The organism is Bacillus sp. A260, from assembly GCF_009861435.1.
Classification (GTDB): domain Bacteria; phylum Bacillota; class Bacilli; order Bacillales; family Bacillaceae_G; genus Bacillus_A; species Bacillus_A cereus.
The window spans coordinates 1,364,887-1,390,710 of the sequence record NZ_CP046398.1 but is presented as its reverse complement, the minus strand read 5'-3'; the positions used below and the strand labels follow the sequence as shown (position 1 = coordinate 1,390,710).

Genomic DNA, 25,824 nt, shown 5'->3' with positions numbered 1-25,824 from the left:
TTAGCTGTTTTTTCTTTTTTGAACTTGTACAATAAATTCTTTTTCATACTTCTTACCATTTATATAGAAATTCCCCCACATTTTATACGTGCCCTCGGCAGGAAATGTAATTCGGTATTGTAATTGCTCATCCGTATCTACAGGCATAGCGTATAAAAAATTCTCCTTCGTTTCATCCACTATATAGAGTGACTCTACTTCTCCTCTCTCTGAATGCAATTTCAATTTTTCACCCTTTTTCGCTTGAAACTGAAATGTTAACGTAACTGGTTCATTCGGATGTAATGCGCCAAATAAAAGAGAAACTTCATACTCTCCTATTTTTTTTGTAAGTACACTGTCGATTGGAAATTTCACTTTTTTCTTATTGTTCTCCTCTTTCGTTCTACCAAAATTCTTCCTAGCGAATGACTCTACGGACTTATTTTTGTCTTCGTATAAAAATATTGTATATTCTTCGTCTTTCGCTATTTTGGAAGATAACTTATATGACCCGTTCCCTGCAAATGTGGGTTTAATTTGTTGTATGTTTTTTAACTGTCCATCTACAATCACTGCCCGCATTTGATCATTTACACCACGAATTTCATTATTCTTGTTGTTTAACAATTGAAATACAATATCTACTTTCTCATTTCCCTTTCCATTTGAAACATCCCACTTTACTTCCTGAACATCTCCTACAGTCTCTTCGTTTTCTTGATATTTTTTTATGTAAAATCCTCCTGCCACAATAAGTACTAACGCAATAAGCCCAATGACAAGATTTTTCAAAACATCACCTACCATTTTTATTGTCTCTATTCATACAAAACTTCTTAAGATATATATTCTAGATTATGATTTATGAAATCCTCCTATTTTGCACATATTACAAATAATAAAAAGATTTTAATTGAAAGGATTCGTAGTGTATAATGCAAATGATATTGATTTCTATCAATACATTATAAGGAGGACTTTTTTATGAGTGTACATATCGAAGCAAAACAAGGCGAAATCGCTGAATCTATTCTATTACCTGGTGATCCATTACGTGCAAAATATATCGCTGAAACATTTCTAGAGGACGTTACTTGCTATAATAATGTGCGTGGTATGTTAGGTTTCACTGGAACTTATAAAGGAAAACGTGTATCTGTTCAAGGTACAGGTATGGGTGTTCCTTCTATTTCTATTTATGTAAACGAATTAATCCAAAGCTACGGCGTTAAAAATTTAATTCGCGTTGGAACTTGCGGTGCAATTCAAAAAGATGTAAAAGTTCGTGATGTTATTATCGCAATGACGGCTTGTACTGATTCTAATATGAACCGTTTAACATTCCCAGGATTTGATTTTGCACCAGCTGCAAACTTTGATCTTTTAAAGAAAGCTTACGATGCTGGAACTGAAAAAGGATTACACGTTCGTGTCGGTAACGTTTTAACAGCAGATGTGTTTTATCGTGAAAGCATGGACATAGTTAAAAAACTTGGAGATTACGGTGTATTAGCAGTAGAAATGGAAACAACTGCTCTTTACACATTAGCAGCGAAATACGGTGTAAATGCATTATCTGTATTAACAGTTAGCGATCACATCTTCACTGGCGAAGAAACAACATCTGAAGAGCGTCAAACTACATTTAACGAAATGATTGAAATCGCTTTAGATGCAGCAATTCAACAATAATACACTAAAGAACTTGTCATACGTCTGGCGAGTTCTTTTTATGTGACTTTTTATAAATAACTACTTTATAAAGAGACAGATTTCTCCCCTCTACTTTCTTGTAACGTTTGTTATAATAAAGTGAAACTTTAATCAGTGGGGGTTTTTTCCATCCTCCACTGATTATTAGTTGAACCAATCGGATTTAACGGGATAAAGAAATCATTTACAGTATTTCTCATAAGAGGTGACGCAGTGAAAAACAGAAGTATCGTCTTTAAACTATTTTTATTAACATCCACTTTATTTACAATCATATTCCTACTTTTTTTCCTAGGACAATCTCTATTTTTAGAAAAATTTTATATTAACAAGAAAGTAAAAACAGTCCAAACTGCTTTTGAAAAATTCGTAGATAATTATGATAAAAGTGATAAAAGTTATGAGAAGGTTAGAAAACTAAAACAAGAATTTCATGATAAAACAAATGCAGATATGCAGTTTTTGGATTCCAACGGCATTATTAAAAGTGATAATAATTACTATATCGATGTCATTAATCCCAAAAATGAAAAACAGTATTCCATACCACTCAATAATCTTTTAACACCAGAAGAATATAATAAATTCGAAAATTTAGGCTTAAAAAAAGATGTAATAATCAATGTTGATGGAGTCGTACAAGAGAATAATATAATCACACCACAAAAATTAGGAACGAATTATAATCAATGGCAGAACGAACATTTCTATTCGGATTTTCAGTCAATTAATGGTAACCCTTCTAAGAACAGACTTGCAAGCCGATACAAATCTACAACTCGAATCGTCTTTACAGGTGTTATAACTAAGTTACAGCTCCCATCCAAAGCGGAGGTTCGTCTTGCAAATGATATTGAAACATTACAAGCCGTTCAATATTTTGCAGATATGATCAGAGAGGGAACTTCTAACTCGAACCAATTAAGTACTTTCATATTAGATGGCGGAGAAAATATAAAAAATAGTATCTTTGTAAAACCGATTATAGAAAATGGAAGGATTACAGAATACGCTTTTGCGATAGCATCTTTGCAGCCTGTTAATGAAGCGATGCTCGTTTTAAAAGATTATTATGTCTATGCCTTAATCATCGTGTTTCTCGTAATTATTTTGTTATCCTTCTACTACTCAAAAATCATTGTTAAGCCATTAATTAAAATAAATCGTGTTACAAAAAAAATGGCTAATTTTGATTTCAGCGAGAAATTACCTGTTACAGCTGACGATGAAATTGGCGGGCTTTCTGGCAGTATCAATACATTATCTGTAAATTTAAAAGATCGAATCGATCGATTAAATGTTGCTAATACAAAGTTACAACAAGATATTGAACGTGAACGTCAATTAGAAAAAACAAGAAAAGAATTCATTTCTGGCGTATCACACGAATTAAAAACACCGCTAAGTGTAATTAGAAGTTTTGCAGAAGGAATTAAAGATGGTGTTAGTAAGGATACTTCGTATTATACTGATGTTATTTTAGAAGAAACAGAAAATATGAACAGGCTGATTGTTGAAATGTTAGAATTAGCAAAGTTGGAATCTGGTACTTACAAACTAGATATGACGACGTTCTCAATCGGTGAATTAACGCAACAAGTCTACACAAAATTATTATTTAGCATGGAAGAAAAACATTTACAAGTGAACATCGATGCAGACCCTTCTATACTTGTTAAAGCAAATCGCAGTCGCATTGAGCAAGTAGTTGTGAACTTACTAAGTAATGCAATCCGTTATACGCCAGAGGGAGAAAAAATACAAGTCTCCATTATAGAAGCAGAAGATACCGTAAAAGTCGAAATCGAGAATACAGGAAACCCTATCCCTGAAGAAAGTCTTGAAAAAATTTGGGATCGCTTCTATCGTCTAGATGCATCACGTAGCCGTCACACTGGAGGTACCGGTCTCGGATTATCTATTGTAAAAAACATTTTAGACCTCCATCATGCCGAATACGGTGTGTATAATACGACTAACAGTGTTGTATTCTATTTCAATTTACAAAAAGTAAAAGAAGTCAAATAATTTGTCTTAATTTCACTAGGAGTTCACATGAAATTCACACTCTCCCTTTATAGTAAGAAACAAGTTAATCCTTTCCTTTACACATATAAAAGAGGAGAGTGCGTGAAATGAAACAAGCAGGACAACCTATTCAAAATGAAAAACAATTAGAAACTATCAAAAATATACTTTTACAATCTTCGAAACGTGATGGCTTATTATTCGTATTAGCTGTAAATTCTGGCTTAAAAGTAAGTGAAATCTTACAATTAAAAGTTAGTGATGTAATCGATGAAAATGAAAATGTTCGCCATTCCATTTTATTTTACAATGAAAAAGTGAAGAAACATAAATGGTTTGCTGTAAATGAAGACTTACAGCACGCAATCGAAGACTACATGAAAGAACGTAAAACTTGGAAACGTAATGAACCATTGTTAAAATCTCAAAAAGGAACAAAATCTATTACGAGACAACATGCATGGTACATTTTAAACAAAGCTGCAAAAGAAGTTGGATTAGAAGGGATTAGCTCACATACACTTCGAAAAACTTGGGGTTATTGTGCATACAAATCAGGTGTTGATATTGCATTTTTACAACACTTCTTTGATCACAGTACTCCATCAAAAACTTTAAAGTATATCGGTATTGCTTAATAACTCTTATACATAAAAAAGGTTACCATTTGAAAATTTGGTAACCTTTTTTATATTTCATATTCTCTTTTCTTGTCTCTCCTATACTGTAGTGGTACTCTAATAATAAGGGGGAGAAATTATGAACACACTTACAATTGAATTACCAAAAGAAACGGCTGAAAAACTTGATTTATTAAAACAAGCTTATGAAAAGAAAACAGGTGCTTCTATCTCTGAGAGCACTCTCGTTCAAACACTTATCTCAAAAGAATTTATCCAGGCGATAACTCCTTTTGATTTGCAACAATTCGTCAACGGAAAAGAACAGCATTAATGCTGTTCTTTTTTTATCTCTATTTAAAATATACAAAGTTTTTTATATATTTTTAGAAAAACCATTGACAATGATAATGATAACCATTATCATTTATTATGAAGCCAACAATTGATGAATCAACCAAACGCTCAGTAACATTGTTACCCCTCTTTTTCATATAGAAAGGCACTGTACATTCCCCCTGTTTGTACAGTGCCTTTCTTGTTTATTATCATTCAAAAAAATTTAATTGCTCCGGCTTCGGCTCACCATATGTAATGTTCATCATTTTCATAAGCTGTTTCGCATTATCTGCTGCATCCCCACCTGAATTGTTGTTAAACAGTACGTATATATCCTTTGTTTTCTTTTTTAATTGCTCTAATCGTTCAACCCATTCTTCCAGTTCTTTATTGTTGTAGCGATATAAACAGCGAACTGCTCTCCAGTTTTCCCCTTTATCAAGCCAACCATGAACATTTCGACCGTGAAAACGTATTAATGCCATGTCTGAATTCGTAACCTCTAACACGAGTGGCACAGAACCTATCCCAGCCTGTGGTTCATCACAAATTGTATGAATCCATTTCTCTTGTTCTAGAAACTGTAACGTCCTATCTCTCATTTCTGGATAAAACCATGTTTGATTTCGAAATTCTATTGCACATGGTAAACCTTCCATTTTTTCTTTCGTATATCGAAGAAAATCTACATTTTTCTTTTTACAATCAAACCATGGTGGATATTGAAATAAAATCGTTTTTAATTTACCAGCTTCAATTAAAGGAAGAATAGATTGTTTATATACATCAAACATCTCATCGAACGTAGAAAAAGGAATTTCACCTTTCATATGTCCTGTCATTCCTTGATATGCTTTTACGATAAAAGAAAAATCTTTCGGTGTTTCCATTGCCCATTTTGTATAGTTTCGTGCAGGTTGCATCGCATAAAATGAGCTATCCACTTCTACTATAGGAAAATACTCGCTGTATGTTCGTAATTTATTTCTATTTTCATAGGGATTTATGTATAAAGAATCATGATCTCCCCATCCTGTCACTCCAATAAACAGCACATATACCCCTCCCTTTTTAACTTCATCTTCTATTCACTTTCCAAACACTTTGCATCATGTAGCCTTTTCTTTAAGAGTATCCTTATAAAAATATGATATACTATATGGAAGAATTTTTAAAATGAGGGGTTATTTATTTATGCTTCCAAACGATGCTACTGTATCTCATGAAAAACGAATTGAAGAACTAGAAAATAAAGTACGTTTTTATGAAGAACTTGTGAATCAATTACCACATCATTTCACATACAAAAATCCACATATTGGTTTACGAATAAAGAAAACTAGAACAACCCATTCCATTCAAGAAATACCAAAAGAGAATAAAGAGGCTCATTTTCAACTTACTTGTGATTCATTATTTTTATTTGAACAACTCGAAAAACACTTTGTACATATTTTTGATGCCTTTTCACATCATGTAACTTTTGTCGATAATAAAGGGAATATTACTTTATGTAATCAAGTTGCTGCAGATGATTTCGGTGTAATACGAAATGATATTATCGGAAAACCGATTCAACAATTACTAAACTTGCCGGAAGAAAAAATTAAAGCGATTGAAACATTAAAAACGGGAACAGAAATATATAATGAAGAAGTTTTAGACAAAAACTATGGCATTATAAATAACCGAATTATTCGTGATTATAACGGGGAGATTTTTAGAGTTATTAGTGTCTTTCATTATTTAAATACAGAACGTGATGCAGAGAAGTTTTCGTTAGCAGGGCGAATCGCAGCTGGAATTGCACACGAAGTACGAAATCCTCTTACAACAGTACGAGGATACTTACAATTTTTACAAGAAAGTGTTTCTCCATCTAATAAAGAACTATTTAAAAATTTACTTATTCCTGAATTAGATCGAGCAAATAGTATCATTACAAAATTTTTATCTCTTTCAAAAACACGTGAATTTAAAAGAGAACCCTTTCCCATTAATACATTTTTACGTGAGTATATTCAACAGTTACTAGTTAGTAAAGTTTCCTTGCATAATATTTCAATTGATTATAACTTCTCTAATGAATTAGATGATATTTTAGTCAATATTGATCGATATGAACTTGTTCAAGTGTTTTTAAATCTATTTCAAAATGCCGTCGATGCTCAAGGCGACAAACCTCTTTCTATTCAAATTACTAGTTATCGCCTTGATAACTTCGTTCGGATTACTTTCACAGATAATGGAATTGGTATTCCTCCAGCTATTCAAGAATATATCTTTGATCCATTCTTCTCAACGAAGGATTCGGGAACAGGACTAGGCTTGTCAGTAACAAAAAAAATCATCCAAAATCATAACGGCACGCTCAAAATGACTAGTGCTTCAAACGGTACAACTTTCACTATTTCTATTCCAATCTTACCTAAAACAACCCTTGAAAAATTAAATCAATGTAAATAAAGGACTAATGCACGAACTACATGCCAATTGTTAAACACTCCCAACAATTAGCATGTAGTTTTTTATGTTGCACTTTTCTTCTTTACATTATATAAACCTTTCTCTATATCTTACTTATTTCTTTCTAGGTGGGCCAATTTCTTATTTTTTTAGAAATGGTAGTTTGTCCATCACGAATTTAGTATAAATTTCATTTTAATATATAGTAATGACTAATGATTCTATGAAAGAAAAGAATGAAAAGATGAACAATAAAAATAAAGGAAAAGTATTTTATGGTAATGATTGTTGTGAAGTCAGAACTTGCAGTCACATTAACATCTCTAAGTCCGAACTTACAGAATTCGTTAGACTTCTTCAAGCTCTTGGCCAAGCTATTCAAGCTGTCTTTCAAAACCCTTCTCAAAATAATATCAATAACTTGATCGCTGCCCTAAATAACTTACAAAAATTCCTCAATTGCTTAGATTTATCTCCAGCACAAAAACAAATTGGAAATTCTATTATTGCTAATCTATTAACTATTTTAAGAACAACACCTTTCTCGTGCGGAGCATTGTACGTTGAGCTACAAAGCTTGCTTAATTATTTATTGTATATCGCTAAGTTATTCAAAGTAGATTGTTGTACGATCGACAAACTAGTTAGACTCATAACAGAGATCCAAACTATCCTAGTTCAATACGGATCAGGTTGTCTTGGAGGTGGAGGAGCAACAGGCGCTACTGGTGCTACTGGCGCTACTGGACCTCAAGGTATCCAAGGACCAGCGGGTGCTACTGGCGCTACTGGTGCGCAAGGTATCCAAGGACCAGCAGGTGCTACTGGCGCTACTGGACCTCAAGGTATCCAAGGACCAGCAGGTGCTACTGGCGCTACTGGACCAGCGGGTACGCCAATTCCTGTAACGATCGCAGCAATCGGAAACTCCAATGCTCAAACAATATCGCCTGGAATGGATATCCAATTTAACCAAGTTTTCGAAATAAATAATATCGATTTCAATGACACTACAGATACTCTAACAGTTTTAGAAACAGGCGTATATGATATTAGTTTCTCAGCATCTACAACTTTCCCAGGATCTTCACCGTTTGGATTCGGTATTTCATTCAACGGCCAACCACCTACTCGTAATTTCTCAACTAACGTTATCGGTAGTGCTGTATCGTTCTCTACAATCGTTACTTTACAAGCTGGTACAACAATTTCTGTACAACCTACAGCAAACACTATTTCTATTCCAAACACGGGCGATACAACTGCAACACTATCTGTATTCCGAATTTACTAATTTTCACTTGAAAAATATATTTATAATAATATGTATCGTTTAACCGTGCATTAAATCTCTCTTTATATAGAAAGGAGCACTTATTTGGGAGGATAAGTGCTCCTTCTTTACGTTTCTTTACCTCAAATTTACTCTATCTTAATCCTCTTTTTGTATGATAAATAATGAAGTCAAAGATATGAAAGAGGGATGAAAATGAGAGTTATGTCACTAATACGCATTTGGTTTGCTCTTATGGTATGCATTATTTTATGTGTAGGATTTTTTTTAACTCTAAAATATTCCACTATATCAAAAGCAGAGAGAAAAACTGTTCCATACAAACTTTTGTATACAAAACAAAGCAACATCCCTTATTCCAATGCAACAAATAATGAAAAAAAAGTTATAAAAGGAATGCTTATTACGAAAGCTTCTAGTTCCGAGGCGTTACTCCAAATTGCTGAAACGATTAAAGATCAGTATACAAATAAAAAAATCGATGAAATTACACTTTCTATCCACAATGAAAATAATGGTAATTACGAAGAAGAATTGCCTTACGAACCTATTAGTAAAGGCAAAATAATCGTCACATACGATTCCGAATCCTTTGGCAGTACGAATATTGTACTTAATGAGTAATATCATGTATCTCAACGGATATGGATTAATAGCTAATTAAGATAGACAAAAATCTCTACCGATTAAAATTTTATTTTGTTTTCATACAAAAAAGAGGCGAATTTTTTTATTCGCCTCTTTCTTTTACCAAAATGAAGGAATCCATTCTTTCACTTTATCAAGCCACTCTTGTTGCTCTTGTTTTCGTTGTTGTTCCTCTTCTTTCCTTCTCTTCTCTTCTTCTTTTCTTCGTTTTTCCTCTTCTATTGTAGTCAATTGTTTTTTATAATCAGCCTCAGATATGAGCGATAACTGGAATGCTTTTTGAGCTGGATTTGCGTTTGCTTTTTTCATAATATCCCGGAACATTGTCGTCGTAATTTGACTACCACCCGGAACATAATGATCGCTATCTGTTTTATCATATCCTACCCAAATCGCACCTACCAAATCTGGCGTGTATCCAACAAACCATGAATCCTTTGCACCGGTGCTCGGGCCATTTACAATTTGAGTAGTTCCTGTCTTACCTGCCGTATCAACATTATTAACTTTCGCCTTTTCGCCCGTTCCCTTTTCGACAACACCTTTTAATAAATATGTCATCTTTTGAGAAATTTTCTCGCTCGTCACTCGTGTCTCTTTCTTATACCACTTTCCAAGCGTTTCACCTTCAGCATTTTGTACCTCCCTAATTGCATGAGCTTCCACTTGGACTCCATCATTTGCAAATGTACTGTATGCTTGAGCCATTACAAATGGAGATGTCCCCACATGCATACCGCCTAAAGCAATCGGATACGTACGATCTTCTGGCACTAATGGGATACCAAATCGCTCTAAAGATTTCAATCCTTTATCTAATCCAATTTGTTCTAATAGCCACACAGCTGAAACATTGTACGACTTTGCCACAGCTTCATACATTGTCACATCACCGTGAAAAGTATGATCGCTATTTTGTGGTTTATATTCTTTAATGTTAAATGGTTCATCTTTTAATATATCGTATACTTCATATCCTTGTTCTAACGCTGGTACATATACAGCCAAAGGCTTTAACGTTGAGCCAGGTTGTCTTTTTAATTGGGTTGCATGGTTAAACTGTAAAAACTGATACGGCCCTCTGCCTCCAACTAGAGCTGGTACACCACCTGTTTTTGGGTTCATAAGAACTACACCCGTTTGCATAAGTTGGTCTGAGCCACTATCTTTGAAATAACTATCATTATTCACAACGTCTTCTACAGCCTGTTGTTTTTTCGGGTCAAGCTCTGTATAAATTCGATAACCACCCGCTAAAATTTCATTTTGTGTTAATTCGTACTTTTCCATCGCCTCTCTAACAATATAGTCTACATATTGAGAGTATTTTCCCTTGTATTTATCATCAACGCCACGTTTTAACACAAGTCCGCTCTCTTTTTCTTTATTATACTGTTCGTCAGAAATATACCCTTGCTCTTTCATTAAACTTAATACAACATTACGTCTTTCAATTGACTTGTTAAAGTTTTTATAAGGTGAATACGCAGATGGTGCTTTAATCAAGCCCGCAATCGTTGCAGCTTCTGAAATTGTTAAATCTTTTACATCTTTATCAAAATAAGATTTAGCTGCCCTTTTTATACCCCAAGCACCTTCACCAAAATAAATTTGGTTCATATACATTTCAATGATTTCATCTTTCGTATACGTGCGCTCTATTTTTTTCGTTAAAAAATATTCCTTTATTTTTCGGGAGTATGTGCGGTCTTGTGTCAGAAATACATTTTTCGCAAGTTGTTGTGTTATTGTACTTCCCCCTGCTACAACTTCTCCTGCTGTAATATTTTTAAAAACCGCACTTATAATTCCACTATAATAAATACCATGATGGTTAAAAAATTCCTTATCTTCTACTGCAACAATTGCCTGAACCATAATATCAGGAATATCTTTTCTTTTAACGCCTTCTGTTTTCGAAGAAGCTAATTTAGTTGCGACCTCATTATTTGCATCATAAATTAAAGTCGGTTGTGGAACAGCTTGTTTTAATTCAGATATGTCTTGAATGGAAATTATTATATTTACAGCAATAAATAGAGTAACGAATACACTTCCCAATACAATTAATGAATTACGAAGTTTCTTCCTCTTATTGAACCACTCAAGCATTTTTTTAAAATGAGTGTTCTTCAATTTCATTCGTTCACTTCCTTCATTTATTTACACTCTTCTTTTTAAAAGGAAGAATATACCGCCTTTTAAATTTATTATAATAACGTAGTCATTCCTATAGTGTAAAGCTTTTCTTTTGCATTCATACTTTTTGCAAGAAAAGGACATTCTACAAGTAAGATATTCACTATTGGATATTAATATTATTAATAGAACAACGAGAGTTATGTTAAGTTTTTGTAAACTTTTCGATAAAATGTTTTAAAAAACGACAGTTTTTTGTTAGAATTGATTAGCCAATATATTTTACATATATTACTTTTGTGGGGGTAACAATAATGGTCTTTAAATCAAAAAAAGATAAATTTTCTGAAATGTTAATGAATGTTTCCGAAAATTTAAAAGAAGGCGCGCAGTTTTTCGTGGAGTATAAAATTAAAAATGCTAGCGATTTAAAAGAGTTTTCTATGCGCATGAAAGAGTATGAGTCAAAAGGTGACTCATTTATTCACGAAATCATTATGGAGTTAAACAAAGCGTTTATCACTCCGATTGAGCGTGAGGACATCCTACAACTTGCAATGAGTATGGATGATGTATTAGACGGATTAGATCACAGTGCTGGTCTGTTCGAAATGTATTCTATTACAGAAGCTGATGAATACATGATTAAATTCGTAGAAGCAATTAATCAATGTGCGATTGAGATTGCAAACTCTGTTGAATTAATGTCTAACAAAAAATTAGTCGACATTCGTACAAATGCGATTAAAATTAAGGATTATGAATCACAGTGTGATGATATTCGCCGTCATGCGATTAAGAACTTATTCTCTCGTGAAAAAGATCCGATTAAGATTATTCAATTTAAAGAGATTTACGAAGAGCTTGAAGAAGTAGCTGATAGCTGTCAAAGCGTTGCAAACGTATTAGAAACAATTATTATGAAGAACGCGTAAGGAGTTTGATCATGGATACACTCTTGATACTGACCGTTTTAGTAGTCATTTGCGCTTTAGCTTTTGACTTTATCAATGGATTTCACGATACAGCAAACGCTATTGCAACGGCTGTTTCAACGAAAGCTCTAAAGCCTAGACATGCCATTATTATGGCGGCTATTATGAACTTTTTAGGCGCAATGACATTTACAGGTGTAGCAAAAACGATTACAAAAGATATCGTTGATCCATTCGCCTTACAAAATGGTTCTCTTGTAATTTTAGCTGCTTTGCTTGCGGCGATAGCTTGGAACTTAATTACTTGGTACTACGGTATTCCAAGTAGTTCTTCGCATGCAATTATCGGCTCAATCGCAGGTGCAGCAATTGCGGCCGCTGGGATTAGCTCGCTAAATCTTAAAGGATTTATTAAAATTATTGAAGCTTTAATCATTTCACCGATTATCGCTTTCGTTATTGGTTATATCGTATACAGTATTTTTAAAGTAGTATTTAAAAACTTTAACTTAACAAAAACGAATAAGAACTTCCGTATATTCCAGATTTTCACTGCAGCATTACAAGCCTACACACACGGTACGAATGATGCACAAAAAGCAATGGGAATCATTACGATGGCTCTTATGGCTAATAACTATCATACTTCTAGCGATATCCCGTTCTGGGTACAATTATCTTGTGCTATCGCAATGGGGCTTGGTACTTCTGTCGGTGGATGGAAAATTATTAAAACTGTCGGTGGACAAATTATGAAAATTCGTCCTGTAAATGGTGTAGCTGCCGATTTATCATCATCACTTGTTATTTTCGGTGCAACATTCATTCACTTACCGGTTAGTACGACGCACGTTATCTCTTCTTCTATTTTAGGGGTTGGTGCTTCTCACCGTGTGAAAGGGGTAAAATGGGGAACTGCAAAACGTATGTTAATTACATGGGTTATTACACTTCCTATTTCAGCTTCTTTAGCTGCTCTGTTTTACTACCTATTACATTTTGTTTTCTAATCAAAAGTCGTCTTCCTTATTTTTCTAGGAAGACGACTTTTTTGTGAACAAGCCTATTTCTCATTAAAAAGCGTGTATAATAATTGATGGATAAGTTATTTAGAGGAGTTGGCAATTTTGGAATACATCATGTTACTTTTCATCGGACTAATCGCCGGAACAGTCGGCAGCCTAGTTGGGCTTGGAGGCGGAATTATTATTGTTCCGTTATTAATTGGATTACACAGTTTATCACCACAACTTGCAGTAGGGACTTCTATGGTAACAGTCGTTTTCACAGGACTATCTTCCACCCTTACTTACATGAAGCATAAGCGAGTAGATTATAAAAGTGGACTTATTTTATTTATCGGAAGCGGCCCTGGTGGTATTATCGGATCATGGGCAAATAAATTTTTAAACCAAGACACATTTTCTTTATACTTTGGGATTTTCCTTATATTCGTCTCAATTCTACTTATGCTTCGAGACAAATTAAAACCTCTTTCCCTCTCAAATACGTCTGTAATTAAGCGTTCTTTTACAGATAATGATGGAAATACTGTACACTACCAATTCCCACCGTTTCTTGCTATCTTTATCGCTTTTATAGTTGGGTTTATATCTGGATTATTTGGAATTGGTGGCGGTGCCTTACTTGTTCCAGCAATGATGCTTCTTTTTGCATTCCCAGCACATATTGCAGTAGCAACTTCAATGTTCATCGTATTTCTATCAGCAATTGTAAGTTCTGCAACTCACATCTCACTTGGAAATGTCAGCTGGATTTATGCATTAATCCTGATTCCGGGTGCATGGATTGGCGGAAAAATCGGGGCTTACATTAATACAAAACTAAGTGGTAACGCCGTAATTAATTTATTGCGTATTACGTTAATTATTCTTGGAACTAGATTAATCATTATTTCCCTTTTATAACGTATTCTTTTTAGAATGCGTTTTTCTTATACACATGAATATAAAAATCCTCCGAGGAGAACAAATAAAATTAAACAAACACATAATAACATATAATTTGAAATATGTACTTTCTTCAAGTTGACCACTCCTATAACTGCGACTGTTATCTTTATGATAGCGAAAAAATAGTTCACTTGCAGTTACAGAGTGCTAACAATGCAAAATCAATTATTACAAATTTTATCCTTATATTTCATTTCTTTGTATATTCTATCGATTTAATAAAAAAAGATGTCATATTGACATCTTTTTTAGTGAAGAAGTGACCATCCCATGAAGTCTTCATGTACTTGGCACGCCCTCTTATCCTTTCGATCATATAATTCAGCATAACTATCTGTTTCTTCATCATAAGCCATCGTATAAATAATTTGGCCGTCTACTTCAACGGATAAAACGACTCCACCTTTCATCTCTTCTACATGAATGATAGCATTCGCCGGAATTCTCATATCCGTCATTCTCATCGCATCTAACAATATACTAAACCCCCTACAGCGTATTCATTGCTAGTACTATTACACACTAAATAGTATACTACTGTAATAGCATACATTTCGTCAATGAAATTGCTGTTGAAATAGCATATTGTCTATATACATATACGCTAAAATAGAAGAAATAGAAACATATTAATGGGGGGCTAACATTGATTCTACACAAAGGAGATGTACTATTCCGTCAAGGCGAGGACGGTCCTTTATACTTTATAAAAACAGGCTTATTAAAAGTAGTTCGGCTAGAAGAAAACGGAACACCATTTTTATTCAACATTATCGTTCCAGGTGAAACGATACCTCATCATTCTTTAATTTCACCGAAAGAATATCACGGTACAGCTATCGCTTTAATAAAAACAGAAGTGGAACCGATCACTAGTAGTGAATGGTATGAGAGACTTCAAGCAAATCCCGAATCGTATGCTAACATTGCTATGCAATTGCAATCTAAATTAAGAATGATGCAACAACGAATTGATCAATTGACAACCGTCTCCCCGAAAGAACGTCTTCATCGTTTACAAGAATGGTTCACCCTATATTTAGGTGACATTCCTATATATGAAATATTAACACAAACCGAAATTGGCCAACTGATAGGTATACGCCGTGAAACAGTAAACCGTTTATTACGAGAACAAATAAAAAACGAGGTAAAATAAATACCTCGTTTTTTTGCTTATTGTAAGCTTGTTGCTGGGCCGAAAAATTCATAATGAATATGCTCTTGTTTCACACTTAAATCAGTTAGTGCAGCATTTATATGCTTCATAAATGCTACTGGACCACAGAAATAGAACTCTGCTTCAGTTGTCGGAATAATAGTTTTTAACCATTCACTTTCAATGAAACCTTCTTTATCAAAGTTCTTCATTTCTAAATCTTTTTCAGTCGGTGCAGAATAACAAGTATATGCTTTAACTTGTTCATATTCATTTTCTACTGCCTTAACGTGTTCTTTCATTGCATGTGTATTACTATTTATTGCTGCATGAACAAAATATACATTACGTTTTGAATCTTGTTCAATTAACGTATTTAACATACTCATCATCGGTGTAATCCCTACTCCACCACTAATTAGTACAACTGGTAATGTTGAATCCATATTTAACACGAAATCTCCCGCTGGTGCACTTACTGGTAAAACATCTCCTTCTTTTACATGTCCATGTAAGTAATTAGACACTTTACCGTCTGGTGTATCTACACCTTTTTCTTTTTTTACACTAATACGATAATATTCTTTCCCAGGAGCATCGGATAAACTGTATTGACGATTATGTGTATATGTCTCACCTTCAATATTGATTTGAATCGTTACATATTGACCTGGGATGAATGAAGAAACTTTCCCTCCATCTTCAGGTTTCAAATAAAATGACGTAATAACATCGCTTTCCTTCACTTTTTTTACAATCACAAAGTTGCGGAAGTCTTTCCATCCACCTTCTTTATGTGCAGCTTCTTCATACATCTCTGCTTCAATGCTAATGAATGCATCAGCAATTACACCATATGCTTCTCCCCATGCATTTAAAACTTCATCAGGTGCACCTGCGACCTCTTTAATGGCACGTAGTAAACATGTACCTACAATCGGATAATGCTCAGCTTTAATCCCTAAACTTCTATGCTTATGACCAATTTGTTTTACAACTGGAATAATTGCTTCTAAATTATCAATGTACGTTGCAGCTGCATAAACAGCATTCGCTAACGCTTGTTGTTGTCTTCCCTTTTTCTGATTCGTATGGTTGAAAATATTCAACAATTCCGGATGTTCCGAAAATAAAATTTGATAGAATCTCGTTGTAATTTCAACACCTTTTTCTTGTAATAATGGTACTGTTGACTTTACGATTTCAATTGTTTTTGCACTTAACATTGTATCCCACTCCTCTATTTCCTTAACTGTTTTTAGTTTAACTGAATCTTATAATGCAGATTGTGATTTTAATCACTATTAACACGGTGTTTTTGTGAATAATATATGAACATTGCATTTACAAAAGAAAATAAGCTAACTAGAATTCTAGCTAGCTTATTATTTTGTTTGTATAGCTTGTTCGATTACTTTTATATCTTTCCCATCGCCAAACTCCGTATACCCCCAGATATTCGTTTCACCTCTATATTTATTTACGATAATATCCAAGTCATGATATACACGGTGGGCATACACTACATACTCAATATTTTGAAGTTCCACACCTTTTTTTACAATTTCATAGCTTCTATTTACATCGCGTTTTATTTTTTCATTCTTTATTTCCGTATGTATATTTTTTAAAGATTGTTCTTGTTGTTGAAACCATTGCTTAAATTGATTCCAATCCCCGTCTGTATAATTCTCTGCTTTACCATAATTTAAGAAATTATTATAGCTTTCATGTGTCATTCGAATAAAATCTAGCACTTTTGTCTCTTCTTGCACATCTTCTATTTGAGCTATTGTATTTACCTCAGCAGGCTTATTCGCATAATGTAACAGCACTTTCATAAGACTATAACTCGCAATGATCATCACGATAATAATACCTAATACATTTAACAATTTCTTCATACACAGAACTCCTTCTCTACTAAAAATATTACAACGTATGACTATACTTGTAACATTCTCTCGTAGAAATATAATTCCTGTATTAATTCTTCCTATCATTTCGACAATATTTTTCTATACATTTCTCGTTGGCAAATGTTCTTGTAAAACAATATATCCTTCATAAGCTGTGTAACCGAGTATAATCATTAATCCGATATAACAAGCAAATACTGTCCATTTCGTTTTCGCATCCACTTTATAATAGTTTTCTTGTTGTTCCTTTTCTGTTTTCCATTCATTTAATTTTCTTTCTGACGCTTCAAATGCTTCCCTTATGTGAATTGTATACTCATCTTTTTCATCTTCATATGGAACATAATCTAACGGTTCGAACTTCGGTAAAAGATACTCTAACACTTCCATTTTTTGAAGTTCACCTATTTGTAACTCTTTTTCCCGTTCTCTTTGTCTTAATGCATTCATCTCATGATGCATCACGTATATAGTCCGATGTACAGCACCCGTTTCTTTTAATTCCTCTTCAAGCCTAGTAATATATTCCTTCATCCCATCAATTTTATGCCCTAATTCCTTAATCGGCTCATCTCTCTTTATTACTCTATATAACTCCATACAACCGATAATAACAATAAATCCTCCCAAAATACTTTTAAAGTAAATTGAATAGCCAAGTAATAAAATAAGGCCTGCTCCCCAAATTTTAGTACTGACAACTGAAATAATTCTCCCACCATCTAGCGGCGAAACGGGAATTAAATTAAAGAAATTAATCATACTTCCAAGCAAAATAACAAGCGCCCAAAATGGCTCTTTCGTCATTATATAAAGCGGTATCGCCGGTAAAAATGACAGAAGTCCGAAAAGCGGCCCCATATAGGCAATGTAAGCTTCATCTTTCGCATTTTTCGGCATCTCTTTCATTCCAATAAGGGCCCCCATAAATGGAATAAAGATTGCTGGCGATGTCGGGATCCCCTTTCTTTTCGCAGCCCATAAATGGCCCATTTCATGAACAAACAACAAATAAATGAGCGCTACTCCAAATTTCCAACCATATAGAACTGCGTATGCGCCAAGCGATAGAAACATACTAAATACCGTTGAAAACTTTGCTAATTTAAAAATTGCAAATACCCACTTTAACTTAGACAGTAAAAATAGACCTACCGCAACAATAATTCCCCATAATCCTTTTTTATTATTTTTCATATTCCTCTCCTTTATCTCTCATTAATGAATCATATTCATTCATCAAAGCTTGTTCTTTTCTCTATTATGACATATTTTTTTCTATTGTTAGAAATAATGTTTATATAATCCATTTTCAGCCAAAAATATAAATAAAAGGAGGTGTACACAAATGAATTTACAATCTCTTATAATAGGTGCTCTATCGTTTTTAGCTTCAACTCTTATTTTTTATACCGTTAGTTACGTATTATTATTAGATTTGTTGCCCAATCACGTATTTATTGCCCTTGTCATCCTTTCCGCTCTTATGATTTCTTTTCTTATTACACGAAAATCAATGAATGAGCCATCTGCAAAAGCAAAGTAATAGAGAGGGGTGCTTTCCCCTCTCTATTATCATTTCCTAGGAAAGGCCATATAGATTTGACGAGTTTACATTCATTCCAATCCGTAAGGGCTAATTAAAGGCTCACTTTATCTTTGAAAATTCATTTTTTCACCATAATCTTTAACAATCTGAATTATATTTTGAAACACACCTATTTTTTCTTTTTCACTGTTTAATATTTTCAAATCATAATTTTCGTAATATGTTTCTAATGATTTTAATTGTGATTGTGAAGCGCTTTTTATCAGAACAGTAGCATGCAATTCATATTGCTTATACCCTTCCTTTACTTTTTCACCTAAAATTATTTCACTCTCTTTTGCTCCAATTAATTTTTGAACTTTTTCTGGAAAATTGAGTTGCAAATAATATTCTTGCTCCTTCACTAACTTATTGTATAGTGATTGTGAAATCGTATACCGTACCGTATAATTCACGTTTTGATCGCCTGTTTTAATATGAAATGCGGTAATCTGTAAATCTTTTTTTGTTACTTCTGTTAAAGGGCTTACCTGCATCTCATCTTCTTTTTGTTCTGAGACATTTGGAAATATATCCAAAAGCTTTTCCGTATCTTTTTCATGCAACATATACATAGCTTTCTTATATTGCACCCATCCTCGTCTATCTTCTCCTCTTAACCATGCATAATAAGTTTCTTTTTTCCCATCTCTACTAATTTGTATTTCATATTCAGGTTCACCGAAGCTTCCTGTTATTTCTTGTTTCTCAGCTTTATTCAAAATGTCTATTACTAACTTCGCTTCTGATTCCTGCAACTTTTTCTCTTTATGTTTTTTTTGTATAACGGTTACCCCTATTGTTTCTTTCACTTCATTCACCGTCTCTTCTACTTTTTTTGTTTCTTTTTTCGGCTCAACTTGACCACAAGCTGCTAGTAACATAACAAACAACAACACCAATACATATTTCCCTTTCAAATTAATCCTCCTCTTACGATAAGAAATCCTTATAATCTTCATACATAAAACAAAAACGTGACATCCTATTAAATACGCTATACTAATCATTGAAAGGAGGTCTTTATCATGTCCATTAATTTTCATGATGAAAATAATAAGTACACATATGCAACAAGAAACGCTCATATTTCTTGGGCTGAAATGGTAAAAAACATTACAGAAATACAAAACAAGCAAATAATTGATATCGGCTGTGGTGGTGGGATTTATACGAAAGAACTCGCTCTTATGGGAGCCAAAAATGTTGTGGGACTTGATTTTTCAAAAGAAATATTACAAGCTGCAAAAGAAAATTGTAACAACTTTTCAAACATTTCATTCATCCACGGTGATGCACATAATATCCCATACCCTAATGAAACATTCGACATAGTTATTTCGCGTGCAGTTATTCATCATTTACAAGACATTCCTACATTTTTACGTGAAGCTTCTCGTATATTAAATAAAAACGGTGTACTTATTTTACAAGATCGAACAATTGAAGATTGTACAATTCCAGGAAGTCCCGAACACATTCGCGGATATTTTTTCTCTCTATTTCCAAAACTTATTGAAATAGAGTCAAAAAGACGTCCAAAAACCAACACTATACAGACAGAATTACAAAAACATTCTCTTCATGTACTTCCCGCACAAACACAATGGGAAATACGAAAAATACATGATTCTGTAGAAGCATTATTGCAAGATTTATCTCCTCGAACAGGTCGATCCATTCTATATGAGTTAACAGATGATGAACTTTCTCAACTTCTACAACATATACAGACCGCATTACAAAACGTCTCTCCTATTATTGAAAGAGATCGATGGACAATTTGGAGCGCCATGAAGTTGTAAGGAAGGAAGCCTCACAAAATAATGTGAGGCTTCCTTTCTTTCATAATCTAATTTTGCAACACTCTTGATATCCTCCACTTCTGGCCTGTGCACTTCCACACTTCGGACATACTAAATATCTAGACTGATTTGTCAATAAACTACCTTTTTGAAAGAGTAAAACTTCTGCTTGTTTAAACGAACGCGAATAATATAACCACATAAAACCAATTATAGCAATAATGCCAAATAATACTCCCATCGCAAGCATTTCAGTCACCTCTTTTGGTTTGTTCTTTCCAGCAAGTGGATTGTTGTATTATTCTCTGTAAATTCAAACAATCCCTTCTTTACTCCTATAAATATCAACTTTCTCTATAAATTTTACAATTCTCCGCAAATTTTTACTCCTATTTTACAATTCATTATTCCTTTTGCAACAACGAATATCACTTTCGATATTTCCATATATAAATATATCTTCCAAAAAACATATTGACTTTCTAAAAAAAACATGCAACAATACTGTCAGAATACTTGAATAAAAATTCATTGACGAGAACGAGTACGTTATAGAACTGTTCCCCAGAGAGTTGGCGATTTGCTGAAAGCCAACGTTCAGTGCGTAACCGAAAATCATCTCCGAGAAGTAGAACCGAATGTTACAGTAAGTTCTTACCGGCCGTCCCCCGTTACAAGGAACACGTATCATGTTGTACGTTGCAAAGCCGTATACATATAGATTTATTTCTACATGTGTAAATTAGGGTGGTATCGCGGGTAAATATAACTCGTCCCTTTCTTTAGGGACGAGTTTTTTGTGTTCTTACAAATGAATGAAAAAGGAGGAAAAACAATGAACACTGTATCAAAAAAACATATTTTTTTCACGGGTCTTATGCTATTTTCTTTATTTTTTGGGGCAGGTAATTTAATTTTCCCTCCCATGCTTGGGCAAAACGCAGGTGAAAACTTTTGGCCAGCAATGATTGGATTTTTACTAACAGGAGTTGGCTTACCACTACTTACTGTTATCGCAATTTCTCTATCAGGAAATGGAATGCAGCAACTTGCAAGTCATGCCCATCCATTATTCGGAATTTTCTTTACAGTAGTTGTATACATTGCCATCGGTCCATCCATGGGCATCCCACGTGTTGCAAATGTCGCTTATGAAATGGGGGTTAGTTCTTTCTTGCCAGAAACAATCCGCTCTAGCAGCCTAGTGCTATTTGTATATACAATCATCTTCTTTACTATCGTATTTTGGCTGAGTTTGAATCCATCTAAACTTGTTGATCGTATTGGGAATGTATTAACACCTATTTTATTACTCTCTATTTTCTTATTATTTGTTAAAAGTGTATTTACACCACTTGGGCAATCAGGACCAGCGATGCAAGAGTATCAAACTTCTCCAATCTTCAAAGGCTTTATGGAAGGCTACTTAACAATGGACACTATTTCAGCACTTGCATTCGGAATTATCGTTGTAAATGCAATTCGCTCTAAAGGTGTGAATGATCGTAAGTCCATTGCCATCGCCACAGCAAAAGCAGGGCTTATTGCCGCTACAGGGCTCGTACTTGTATACGGTGCACTCGGCTGGCTTGGGGCAACTAGCGTCTCGCTCGGATATGCAAAAAATGGCGGACAGCTACTTACTGTTATCGTACAACAATTATTCGGTCCATACGGTTTGCTCCTATTATCTCTTATCGTTACACTCGCTTGTTTAACGACATGCGTTGGACTCGTATCTGCGTGCAGCCAATATTTTTCAACATTATTGACTACATTTTCATACAAAACGTTCGCGAGTATCATTTGCGCATTAGGATTACTAGTTGCCAACTTAGGTTTAACGAAAATTATCGCAATCTCTGTTCCAATTCTACTTGTTGTGTATCCAATTGCGATTGTACTCGTACTACTATCATTACTTCATAAATACTTCGGTGGATATCGCTCTGTTTATGTAGGTGCTTTAATTGGAGCAGCTGTAGTGAGCGTATTTGATGGATTAAAACAAGGTGGTATTTCAGTTTCATTTATCACACCATATTTTGAATTTATCCCTTTATATAATGAAGGAATCGGCTGGCTAATACCAGCATTAGTAGGAGGTCTTATTGGTCTTGCAACGGCTAGGTTAAGCGGTACGAAAAAAGTTCCATTAGTAACCGAATCTCACGAAGTAAAAGCCTCCTAAAAAAACTCCCAAAAGGGAGTTTTTTTACATTTGATACGCAGCATGATTAAAACTGCTTATTTTATAAGCCTTCGTATAATATTCAATATTTGTATCAACTGTTTCTACCTTGACAACATCATAGCGCTCTTCTTGCTTTACTAAAAATAAATAGTATTCCTCTGTTGCCTCAATAATCGCAATTTTATCTGTTTCAACATTATATTGTTCACAAAGCGCTTGTAATGCGTTCACATAATCCCCTAATTTTTTAGACTTATCCATTCCGAATATAGTTTGAACTAACATATACATTCTCCCCTTTATATGTACTGTTAACACCTCAATGATAACGCTTACATTATTTATCGTCAATAAAAACATTCAATTGTTTTAATGCCAAATCTATATTGTATCGAGCCAATAATCAGCGAGGAATTCCCCTCCAATTAAAGCTTCGCATTAACTGCCCGTAAAAGCCCGATTGGTGAGGGCTGATAATCAGTGGGAGAGGAACAACCTCCCCACTGATTAAAGTTTCACTTTATCACTTCGTTAATTGATGCCTAAATGCATAAATAACCGCCTGAGTACGGTCACTTACATTCAATTTATTTAATATATTACTCACATGTGTCTTTACCGTTTTCAGTGCAATAAATAACTCGTCCGCAATCTCTTGATTACTTTTTCCCTCTGCAATTAATAACAAAATCTCAAACTCTCTTTCCGTTAAATCATCATGCAAAGGTTGCTCTTTCTTTTGACGCATACGGGACATCATTTTCCCGGTAACTTTCGGCTCTAATACTGTTTCTCCATCATAAGTAGCTCGTACAGCATCAGCAATATCACTTGCTCTTGATGTTTTTAATAAGTAACTGGTCGCCCCAGCCTCAATAACAGGATACAATTTTTCGTCATCTAAAAAGCTTGTTACAACTACAATTTTTGCTTCTGGCCATTCTTGAATAATAGCACGTGTTGCTTCGACACCATCCATCTCATCCATAACAAGGTCCATTAAAATAATATCCGGCCTTAATTGCAATGCTAATTCTGATCCTTTTCTTCCATTCTCAGCTTCCCCTACTACTTCAATATCTGGCTGTGTAGATAAATATGCCGATACACCCATACGAACCATTTCATGATCATCGACAAGCAATACTTTTATCATGCTTCTCCCCCTCTCTCAATCATAATCGGTACTTTTACTTCTATTTGTGTACCTTTGGCCGGGAAACTAAGTACCTTAAGTGTCCCACCAATTTCATGAACACGCTCTTGCATCGATCTTAGGCCATATGAACCAGCCTTATTAACCCCTACTTCAAACCCAACGCCGTCATCAATGATTTTTAAAATCGCATATTGATCAATTTTTCGAAGGCGCACTTCTGTTTTCTTTGCCTTCGCGTGTCGCAACGTGTTTGATAGCGCTTCTTGCACAATACGGAATAAATGATCTTCTACACCTTTTTTTAATTCTATTGGCTCAATAAGCCATTCAATTTTCATATGTTGTTTTCGCGATAATTCCGTTAATAATTCCTCTATACCTTCTGTCAGTTTCTTACCTTCCAATTGTACAGGACGTAAATGAAGGAGCAATGCTCTCATTTCTGATTGAGCATTTACAACCATATTTTCAACAAGTTGCAATTGTTTTTTTGTCACCTCTGGAAATTCAGTTATTTGTTCATTAATCGCTGACATCATCATCGACATTGCGAAAAGCTGCTGACTTACTGAATCATGCAACTCCCTTGCTAAACGATGCCTTTCTTGAGAAATCGCTTCTTGTCTCATCTCTTCATTCCAATGAGCTCGTTCATTCGTTACTTTTTGAAAGAGTCCAGCTTGCTCCTCTAATCGACGAGCCAGAACGATTACTTTTCGTTCCACTTCATGAAATTCATCATCTGCAGTAAACGAAACATCGCTCGGAAAATTCCCTCGCTCTACTTCAAATAGAAAAGTATTTAATCCTTGTATACGCTGCTCTATATAATAACCGATTGCATATCCTACAATTCCCCCGATAAGTAAACTTGTAGTCATAATAAACAAGCCAATTGGAACAGAAGCGATGGATTCCTTCCATAATAAATCATACACTTGTTGCTCGCTTTTCCATACATATACAATTGTACAAATGAGTGCGATACTAACAGAGGACAACATAGAATAACGAATATACATCCACGAAATATTTTTTTGTTTCTTCATTATACTTTCCTCACTTCCGTGTCGCCTACGACAAGCGAAGAAATAATTTTAATACGACGAGGAGCCTCTTTATACTGCTCTGTTCTAAATGTAACATTGCGGTTAAACCCTGTCTCTTCATGACCTGGCAAGAGCACACGTCCGACAATAACAGAATGATTTAAAGAAAGTTCAATATCATATGGCACATATAAACGAATATTACCAACGACACCCCGAATAACAATTACCGTTTCCCCTTCTGGAATCATAGCAGTTGTTAAATCTATTTCCACATCACAAGCACCATATTGAACATTAATATCCTCAAGTTCATAAATATGATCCATCATTCGTACATTGCCTACAAACATATTTTTCAAATATGTTTCTGTACGATATATTTGCTTCTCTTCGTCTATAATCCCTTTTTCTTTAATTTCAACCTTCATTGCTTTTTGCTGATGCCCTTGTTGAATCAATTGATAACCAATTAAAGCTAAACAAGCAAATACGACAAGAACAAATGCTGCTGATGAAAATAAGAAAAATAAAAATACGATACCACCAACAAATAAAAATACATTTCCCCGTACATAACGATTCTTTTTACGATAATGCCTTCCAAACATAAGCATAATAAATGCAAAAATGAGACCACCTGGTTCAAAATGTCCAAGTATCATATCAAGAAAAAGACCGAATCCAAATATGATGAGGAGCATCCCCATTAATTGTGTCTTTGAAAAATGTTTCTTCATTTCAGCTCCCCCCTTCTTGTCACATATACATAGAAGAAAAGGCATTGCTTTCCAACACCTTTTCTCCTATCACT

Annotated in this window: 27 protein-coding genes and 1 other annotated feature; of the genes, 14 read left to right on the top strand and 13 right to left on the bottom strand. The window is 34.3% G+C overall.

Annotation, left to right across the window (positions count from 1 at the left end):
• On the bottom strand, positions 1 to 789 hold the full coding sequence (locus GD442_RS07135) for a hypothetical protein (protein WP_000232610.1): 789 nt from the start codon (positions 787 to 789) through the stop codon (positions 1 to 3).
• A 177-nt stretch (positions 790 to 966) separates the two neighbouring features.
• Here GD442_RS07135 and deoD point away from each other — a divergent pair, with 177 nt between their 5' ends.
• The 4 genes from deoD to GD442_RS07115 all read left to right on the top strand — a co-directional run bounded on the left by deoD (position 967) and on the right by GD442_RS07115 (position 4,677).
• Entirely contained in the window at positions 967 to 1,674 is a 708-nt protein-coding gene (gene deoD / locus GD442_RS07130; RefSeq protein WP_000110703.1) for a purine-nucleoside phosphorylase, read from the top strand.
• 234 nt (positions 1,675 to 1,908) lie between these two features.
• A complete protein-coding gene (locus tag GD442_RS07125; RefSeq protein ID WP_000797510.1) occupies positions 1,909 to 3,723 on the top strand; it encodes a sensor histidine kinase in 1,815 nt (604 codons plus the stop codon).
• Between the two features lie 107 nt (positions 3,724 to 3,830).
• On the top strand, positions 3,831 to 4,361 hold the full coding sequence (locus GD442_RS07120) for a tyrosine-type recombinase/integrase (RefSeq protein WP_000806236.1): 531 nt from the start codon (positions 3,831 to 3,833) through the stop codon (positions 4,359 to 4,361).
• Between the two features lie 121 nt (positions 4,362 to 4,482).
• A complete protein-coding gene (locus tag GD442_RS07115; RefSeq protein ID WP_001094860.1) occupies positions 4,483 to 4,677 on the top strand; it encodes a DUF3924 domain-containing protein in 195 nt (64 codons plus the stop codon).
• Between the two features lie 214 nt (positions 4,678 to 4,891).
• Here GD442_RS07115 and GD442_RS07110 read toward each other — a convergent pair whose 3' ends face one another.
• Positions 4,892 to 5,737 carry a DUF72 domain-containing protein gene (locus GD442_RS07110; RefSeq protein ID WP_000897361.1) on the bottom strand — a complete coding sequence of 282 codons (846 nt, stop codon included), beginning with the start codon at positions 5,735 to 5,737 and terminating at the stop codon, positions 4,892 to 4,894.
• A 139-nt stretch (positions 5,738 to 5,876) separates the two neighbouring features.
• Here GD442_RS07110 and GD442_RS07105 point away from each other — a divergent pair, with 139 nt between their 5' ends.
• From GD442_RS07105 to GD442_RS07095, 3 genes are all read left to right on the top strand, one after another.
• Complete coding sequence (locus GD442_RS07105; protein WP_159365069.1) at positions 5,877 to 7,148, top strand: ATP-binding protein; 1,272 nt, start codon at positions 5,877 to 5,879, stop codon at positions 7,146 to 7,148.
• A 244-nt stretch (positions 7,149 to 7,392) separates the two neighbouring features.
• Positions 7,393 to 8,442: a Gly-Xaa-Xaa repeat protein gene (locus GD442_RS07100; RefSeq protein WP_001060640.1), complete on the top strand. Its 1,050-nt coding sequence runs from the start codon at positions 7,393 to 7,395 to the stop codon at positions 8,440 to 8,442.
• A 195-nt stretch (positions 8,443 to 8,637) separates the two neighbouring features.
• Positions 8,638 to 9,066 (top strand): hypothetical protein, encoded by a 429-nt coding sequence (locus GD442_RS07095; RefSeq protein WP_001265569.1) that lies wholly within the window; start codon positions 8,638 to 8,640, stop codon positions 9,064 to 9,066.
• 123 nt (positions 9,067 to 9,189) lie between these two features.
• On the opposite strand, the gene GD442_RS07090 is transcribed toward GD442_RS07095, so the two are convergent.
• Positions 9,190 to 11,232 (bottom strand): transglycosylase domain-containing protein, encoded by a 2,043-nt coding sequence (locus GD442_RS07090; RefSeq protein ID WP_000769242.1) that lies wholly within the window; start codon positions 11,230 to 11,232, stop codon positions 9,190 to 9,192.
• A 311-nt stretch (positions 11,233 to 11,543) separates the two neighbouring features.
• Between GD442_RS07090 and GD442_RS07085 the strand changes: the two genes are divergently transcribed.
• From GD442_RS07085 to GD442_RS07075, 3 genes are all read left to right on the top strand, one after another.
• Positions 11,544 to 12,164, top strand: a complete 621-nt coding sequence (locus GD442_RS07085; protein WP_000231449.1) for a DUF47 domain-containing protein — start codon at positions 11,544 to 11,546, stop codon at positions 12,162 to 12,164.
• Between the two features lie 11 nt (positions 12,165 to 12,175).
• Complete coding sequence (locus tag GD442_RS07080; protein ID WP_000380272.1) at positions 12,176 to 13,174, top strand: inorganic phosphate transporter; 999 nt, start codon at positions 12,176 to 12,178, stop codon at positions 13,172 to 13,174.
• A gap of 117 nt (positions 13,175 to 13,291) precedes the next feature.
• On the top strand, positions 13,292 to 14,092 hold the full coding sequence (locus GD442_RS07075) for a sulfite exporter TauE/SafE family protein (RefSeq protein ID WP_000455762.1): 801 nt from the start codon (positions 13,292 to 13,294) through the stop codon (positions 14,090 to 14,092).
• A 293-nt stretch (positions 14,093 to 14,385) separates the two neighbouring features.
• On the opposite strand, the gene GD442_RS07070 is transcribed toward GD442_RS07075, so the two are convergent.
• A complete protein-coding gene (locus tag GD442_RS07070) occupies positions 14,386 to 14,613 on the bottom strand; it encodes a hypothetical protein (RefSeq protein WP_000883008.1) in 228 nt (75 codons plus the stop codon).
• A 170-nt stretch (positions 14,614 to 14,783) separates the two neighbouring features.
• Here GD442_RS07070 and GD442_RS07065 point away from each other — a divergent pair, with 170 nt between their 5' ends.
• Positions 14,784 to 15,296: a Crp/Fnr family transcriptional regulator gene (locus GD442_RS07065; RefSeq protein ID WP_000600589.1), complete on the top strand. Its 513-nt coding sequence runs from the start codon at positions 14,784 to 14,786 to the stop codon at positions 15,294 to 15,296.
• Between the two features lie 17 nt (positions 15,297 to 15,313).
• Here GD442_RS07065 and hmpA read toward each other — a convergent pair whose 3' ends face one another.
• The 3 genes from hmpA to GD442_RS07050 form a co-directional block, all read right to left on the bottom strand.
• Positions 15,314 to 16,522 carry an NO-inducible flavohemoprotein gene (gene hmpA, locus GD442_RS07060; RefSeq protein ID WP_000947336.1) on the bottom strand — a complete coding sequence of 403 codons (1,209 nt, stop codon included), beginning with the start codon at positions 16,520 to 16,522 and terminating at the stop codon, positions 15,314 to 15,316.
• A 159-nt stretch (positions 16,523 to 16,681) separates the two neighbouring features.
• The gene (locus GD442_RS07055) at positions 16,682 to 17,200 is read right to left on the bottom strand and encodes a hypothetical protein (protein ID WP_000735227.1); all 519 of its coding nucleotides are present in this window, start codon (positions 17,198 to 17,200) and stop codon (positions 16,682 to 16,684) included.
• 114 nt (positions 17,201 to 17,314) lie between these two features.
• The gene (locus GD442_RS07050; protein ID WP_000794501.1) at positions 17,315 to 18,412 is read right to left on the bottom strand and encodes a site-2 protease family protein; all 1,098 of its coding nucleotides are present in this window, start codon (positions 18,410 to 18,412) and stop codon (positions 17,315 to 17,317) included.
• Between the two features lie 151 nt (positions 18,413 to 18,563).
• Between GD442_RS07050 and GD442_RS07045 the strand changes: the two genes are divergently transcribed.
• Positions 18,564 to 18,761: a hypothetical protein gene (locus tag GD442_RS07045; protein WP_001053356.1), complete on the top strand. Its 198-nt coding sequence runs from the start codon at positions 18,564 to 18,566 to the stop codon at positions 18,759 to 18,761.
• A 107-nt stretch (positions 18,762 to 18,868) separates the two neighbouring features.
• Here GD442_RS07045 and GD442_RS07040 read toward each other — a convergent pair whose 3' ends face one another.
• Positions 18,869 to 19,723 (bottom strand): YhfM domain-containing protein, encoded by an 855-nt coding sequence (locus tag GD442_RS07040; protein ID WP_000677060.1) that lies wholly within the window; start codon positions 19,721 to 19,723, stop codon positions 18,869 to 18,871.
• 108 nt (positions 19,724 to 19,831) lie between these two features.
• On the opposite strand from GD442_RS07040, the gene GD442_RS07035 reads away from it, so the two are divergent.
• On the top strand, positions 19,832 to 20,608 hold the full coding sequence (locus GD442_RS07035; protein WP_000026281.1) for a class I SAM-dependent methyltransferase: 777 nt from the start codon (positions 19,832 to 19,834) through the stop codon (positions 20,606 to 20,608).
• 40 nt (positions 20,609 to 20,648) lie between these two features.
• Here the strand turns inward: GD442_RS07035 and GD442_RS07030 are convergent, their stop codons facing one another.
• Positions 20,649 to 20,858: a hypothetical protein gene (locus GD442_RS07030; protein WP_000880630.1), complete on the bottom strand. Its 210-nt coding sequence runs from the start codon at positions 20,856 to 20,858 to the stop codon at positions 20,649 to 20,651.
• Between the two features lie 272 nt (positions 20,859 to 21,130).
• Positions 21,131 to 21,389 (top strand) — a binding site (T-box leader).
• 54 nt (positions 21,390 to 21,443) lie between these two features.
• Here GD442_RS07030 and brnQ3 point away from each other — a divergent pair.
• Positions 21,444 to 22,799, top strand: a complete 1,356-nt coding sequence (gene brnQ3 / locus GD442_RS07025; RefSeq protein WP_001099135.1) for a branched-chain amino acid transport system II carrier protein BrnQ3 — start codon at positions 21,444 to 21,446, stop codon at positions 22,797 to 22,799.
• Between the two features lie 24 nt (positions 22,800 to 22,823).
• On the opposite strand, the gene GD442_RS07020 is transcribed toward brnQ3, so the two are convergent.
• The 4 genes from GD442_RS07020 to liaF all read right to left on the bottom strand — a co-directional run bounded on the left by GD442_RS07020 (position 22,824) and on the right by liaF (position 25,750).
• Complete coding sequence (locus GD442_RS07020) at positions 22,824 to 23,162, bottom strand: DUF3922 domain-containing protein (RefSeq protein ID WP_119683145.1); 339 nt, start codon at positions 23,160 to 23,162, stop codon at positions 22,824 to 22,826.
• Positions 23,163 to 23,325: 163 nt separating this feature from the next.
• Positions 23,326 to 23,958 carry a response regulator gene (locus tag GD442_RS07015; RefSeq protein WP_000598707.1) on the bottom strand — a complete coding sequence of 211 codons (633 nt, stop codon included), beginning with the start codon at positions 23,956 to 23,958 and terminating at the stop codon, positions 23,326 to 23,328.
• The gene (locus GD442_RS07010) at positions 23,955 to 25,010 is read right to left on the bottom strand and encodes a sensor histidine kinase (protein ID WP_000744328.1); all 1,056 of its coding nucleotides are present in this window, start codon (positions 25,008 to 25,010) and stop codon (positions 23,955 to 23,957) included. The genes GD442_RS07015 and GD442_RS07010 overlap by 4 nt, the downstream gene beginning before the upstream one ends.
• Positions 25,010 to 25,750, bottom strand: coding sequence for a cell wall-active antibiotics response protein LiaF (liaF, locus tag GD442_RS07005; RefSeq protein WP_000716095.1), 741 nt, complete (start codon positions 25,748 to 25,750; stop codon positions 25,010 to 25,012). The genes GD442_RS07010 and liaF overlap by 1 nt, the downstream gene beginning before the upstream one ends.
• Positions 25,751 to 25,824: the final 74 nt, after the last annotated feature.